This window comes from Streptomyces sp. CO7 (assembly GCF_053474865.1).
On record NZ_JBRIOU010000005.1, the window covers coordinates 338415 to 342542 of the forward strand.

The 4128-nt window shown below is 75.6% G+C and carries 4 protein-coding genes; 3 read left to right on the forward strand and 1 reads right to left on the reverse strand.

Features of this window, described 5'->3' with window-relative positions; translation table 11 throughout:
• Both malQ and ACOV8S_RS19990 read left to right on the forward strand, forming a co-directional pair.
• On the forward strand, positions 1-1474 hold a 1474-nt coding region (malQ, locus tag ACOV8S_RS19985; RefSeq protein WP_448319156.1), incomplete at its 5' end, for a 4-alpha-glucanotransferase.
• A gap of 63 nt (positions 1475-1537) precedes the next feature.
• Positions 1538-1804, forward strand: a complete 267-nt coding sequence (locus ACOV8S_RS19990; RefSeq protein ID WP_382558479.1) for a hypothetical protein — start codon at positions 1538-1540, stop codon at positions 1802-1804.
• Positions 1805-1953: 149 nt separating this feature from the next.
• Here ACOV8S_RS19990 and ACOV8S_RS19995 read toward each other — a convergent pair whose 3' ends face one another.
• Positions 1954-2547, reverse strand: coding sequence for a TetR/AcrR family transcriptional regulator (locus ACOV8S_RS19995; RefSeq protein ID WP_448319157.1), 594 nt, complete (start codon positions 2545-2547; stop codon positions 1954-1956).
• A gap of 136 nt (positions 2548-2683) precedes the next feature.
• On the opposite strand from ACOV8S_RS19995, the gene ACOV8S_RS20000 reads away from it, so the two are divergent.
• Positions 2684-4128, forward strand: a 1445-nt coding sequence (locus ACOV8S_RS20000; RefSeq protein WP_448319465.1) for an FAD-dependent monooxygenase, incomplete at its 3' end; no start/stop codon positions are given.

Sequence of the window (4128 nt, forward strand, 5' to 3'; positions counted from 1 at the left end):
GTACCGGCCGTCCTCCCGCCGCTTCCCCGACCCCCTCTACCTGCGGGTCGAGGAGATCCCCGAGTTCGCGCACGTCGCCGAGGAGGAACGCCCCGCGCTGCGGGCCCTGGCCGAACAGGCCGCCCGGCTCCGCGAGGGCGTGCTGGAGAAGGACGCGCCGATCGACCGCGACGCCGTCTGGGACCTGAAGCGCCGCGCCCTGGAGCTGGTGCGCGCGGTGCCCCTCGCGCCGGGCCGCCGCGCCGCGTACGCCGCGTTCGTGGCCCGGGAGGGGCGCGCGCTGGACGACCACGCGACCTGGTACGCCCTCGCCGAGGTGCACGGACCCGACTGGCACCGCTGGCCCGAGCGGCTGCGCGACCCGCGGTCCCCGGAGACCTCCCGGGCACGGCTCGAGCTCGCCGACCGCGTCGACCTCCACCGCTGGCTGACCTGGCTCACCGACGAACAGCTCGCTGCCGCCCGGCGTGCCGCCCACGAGGCCGGCATGGGCGTGGGCCTGATCCACGACCTCGCCGTCGGCGTCCACCCCGGCGGCGCGGACACCTGGGCGCTGCGGGACTGCTTCGCCGCCGGCATGTCGGTGGGCGCCCCGCCCGACGCGTTCAACGCGCGCGGCCAGGACTGGGGGCTGCCGCCCTGGCGGCCCGACCGGCTCGCCGAGACCGGCTACGCCCCGCTGCGGGACCTGCTGCGGGCCTGCTTCCGGCACGCCGGGGCGCTGCGCATCGACCACGTCATGGGGCTGTTCCGGCTCTGGTGGGTGCCGCAGGGCCGCCCGCCCACGGAGGGCGCCTACGTCCACTACGACGCCGAGGCCATGCTGGCGGTCCTCGTCCTGGAGGCACACCGGGCCGGCGCCGCCGTCATCGGCGAGGACCTCGGCACGGTGGAGCCCGGCGTCCGGGAGGCCCTGCGGGAGCGGGGCGTGCTGGGCACCTCGGTGCTCTGGTTCGAACGCGACTGGGAGGGCGGCGGACGCGTCCTGCCCCCGGAGAGCTGGCGGGCCGACTGCCTGGCCACCGTCACCACCCACGACCTGCCCCCCACCGCCTCGCGGATCGCCCACGACCACGTCGACCTGCGTCACCGGCTGGGCCTGCTCACTCGTCCGGTGGAACGCGAACGGGAGGAGGCGGCGGCCGAACTGGGGGAGTGGCTGGCGGAACTGGACGGCCGCGCCCTGCTGGACGGCACCCGCGAGGAGGACGTCGTCCGGGCCCTGCACCGCTTCTTGTGGCGCACCCCGGCCCGCCTGGCCGGCGTGTGGCTGCCCGACGGGGTGGGCGACCGGCGGCCGCAGAACGTCCCCGGGACCTGGGACGAGTACCCCAACTGGCGGCTGCCCGTGGCCGACGGCGAGGGACGCCCCGTCACCCTGGAGGAGCTCTCCTCCTCCCCGCGGCTGCACGCCCTCCTGGCGGCCCTGAGGGAACCGGCGGAGGAGGACCGCCGGCCGGAGCCACCCGGCTGACACACCCGCCGGAACGGCACCCCGGGCGCGCGGCCCCTGCCCGCGTCCGTTACCTTGGGCGCCGTGGACAAGAAGAACGCCCTGCGCACCGGCGCCCTGGCCGCCGGCACGACGCTGATGATGCTGCTCATGTCGTCCCCCGCGCTCGCGCTGACGCGCGACGACGGCGACGACCCCGGCACCGGCCTGAGCGTCATCGAGACGCTGGGCCTCTACGTCGTCGCCCCGCTCGTGCTCTTCGGGGTCATCGCCGGTCTGGTGATGGTCCTGGACAAGTCCAAGGAGGAGCACCGGGTCACGTCGACCAACATCAGGACCAAGAACTCCTGACCCGGTCACCCGGTCGTCCGGCCGCCCGAGCACGGCGGGCCGGAACAACAGCAGACCGCTGAGGGTGCCGCCCTCGCGTCACGGCGACGGTCCGTGGGGCGAGGACGGCACCCTCGTCGCGTCCTCACCCCACGCGGAGCCGAGCGCCGTCAGGGACCGTCGGCCGTGAGGTACCGCTGCACCGTCGGAGCGAGCCACGCCACGATCTCGTCGTGGCTCATCGCCATCACCGTCGGCACCAGCAACAGGTAGCGCAGCACCGCCATGCCCACGAGTTGCGAGGCGATCAGCGCGGTCCGGCGCGGCACCTCGGCCGGGACCGGGCAGAAACGCCCCACCGCCGGGCCGACCTGCCGTTCCAGCATCGCCTGCTGACGCCCCTCGTCCAGCCCCGAGGCCGCCGCGACCCGGAGCATCGCGGCCAGCGAGTCGTCCGCCTCCCAGCGCTGGAGGAAGTGCCGCACCAGCGCCTCGCCCGCCTCCTCGGGACGCACGCCGGCGAAGTCCGGTATCCGCAGGTCGATCTCCGACGCGGCGCGGAAGAGCCCCTCCTTGCTGCCGTAGTAGCGCATCACCATGGCCGGGTCGATGCCCGCGTCCCGTGCGATGGCCCGGATGGTGGCCCGTTCGTAACCGTCCGCGGCGAACCGGGCGATCGCGGCCGTGAGGATCGCCGCGCGGGTGGCGTCCGACCTGCGGGGGCGAAGCGGTCCGGCGTCGGCCGGGGGGCTGTTCTCGGTCATGTCAACAAACGTAGGCCAACGGCTGTTGACCGTCCAGGGCCGCGGGTCTAGCGTTGTCAACAAGCGTTGGCCAACAGGTGTTGACCTACCGGGTGCACCGAGGCCGCCGACCAACGGGAGGCCCACCATGACCACCATGCACGGCACCACCCCGCTCCCCGCCGACGACGCGGCCCGCTCCGTGGTCGTCGTCGGCGCCGGTCCCACCGGACTGCTGCTGGCCGGCGACCTCGCCGAGGCCGGTGTCCCCGTCACCCTCGTGGAGAAGCGCCCGCACCGGATCAGCAACCTCTCCCGCGCCCTGGTGGTCCACGCCCGGACCCTGGAGCAGCTGGACGCCCGCGGGCTCGCCGACGAGCTGGCCGCGGTCGGCCGCCCCCTGACGAGCCTCCGCCTCTTCGGGCAGCTCTCCCTGGACCTGGGCGCGCTGCCCTCCCGCTTCCCGTACGTCCTGGTCGTCCCGCAGTACGAGGTGGAGCGGCTCCTGGAGCGGCGCGCCATCGAGGCCGGGGTGCACTTCGCCCACGAGAGGGAGGTGACCGGCCTGCGTCAGGACGCCGACGGGGTGGAGGTCGAGGTCCGCACGCCCGACGAGGGCGGGCAGGTGTTGCGGGCCGCGTACGTGGTGGGCACGGACGGCGCGCACAGCGTGGTCCGCGACCTGATCGGGCTGCCGTTCCCCGGGCGTTCGGTGATCCGCTCCCTGGTCCTGGCCGACGTGAAGCTCACCGAGGAGCTCGGTTCGGCGCTGACCGCCGACGCCGGGCCGAACGGGTTCGCGCTGGTCGCCCCCTTCGGTGACGGCTACCACCGGGTGATCGGCTGGCGGCGGGGCCACGACCGGCCGGACAGCGACCCGGTCGGCCTGGAGGAGGTCCGGGAGATCGTCCGCGGCGCCCTCGGCACCGACTTCGGCATGCACGACCCGCGCTGGATGTCCCGCTTCCACAGCGACGAGCGGCAGGCCCCCTCCTACCGGGTCGGCCGCGTCTTCCTGGCCGGCGACGCGGCGCACATCCACTCCCCGGCGGGCGGCCAGGGCATGAACACGGGGCTGCAGGACGCCGCCAACCTCGGCTGGAAGCTGGCCGCGGTGCTCGGCGGGCACGCCGCCCCGGCGCTGCTCGACACCTACCAGGGCGAACGGCACCCGGTGGGCCGGATGGTGCTGCTGGGCAGCGGAGCGCTGATCCGGGGCGCGCTGGCCCACGGTCCGGCCGTCCGTCTGCTGAGGGCGACGGTGCTGAACACGGTGGGCCGGGTGAACCCGGCGTGGCGGCGGGCCGCTGCCATGGTCAGCGGCATCGGCATCCGCTACCGCCGGCCGCGCGGCGCCCACCGGGTGGTCGGCGCCCGGGTGCCGGACGTCCCGCTGGCCGGCGGGGGCCGCCTGTACGAGGCGCTGCGCGGCGGACGGTTCGTGCTGCTGGCCCCGCCCGGGCTCGACCTCGCGCCCGGGGGCGAGCGCCTGGCCGTGGAGCGGTGGGCCGCCCCGCGCGGCACGGCGGTCCTGGTCCGCCCCGACGGCTACGCGGCCTGGGCCGTGGAGGAGGCCACCGCGGAGCAGGTGCGGGCCGCGGT

Excerpts from the sequence above, each read along its gene's own strand:
- ACOV8S_RS19995 (WP_448319157.1), bottom strand. The coding sequence starts at position 2,547 with ATGACCGAGAACAGCCCCCCGGCCGACGCCGGACCGCTTCGCCCCCGC.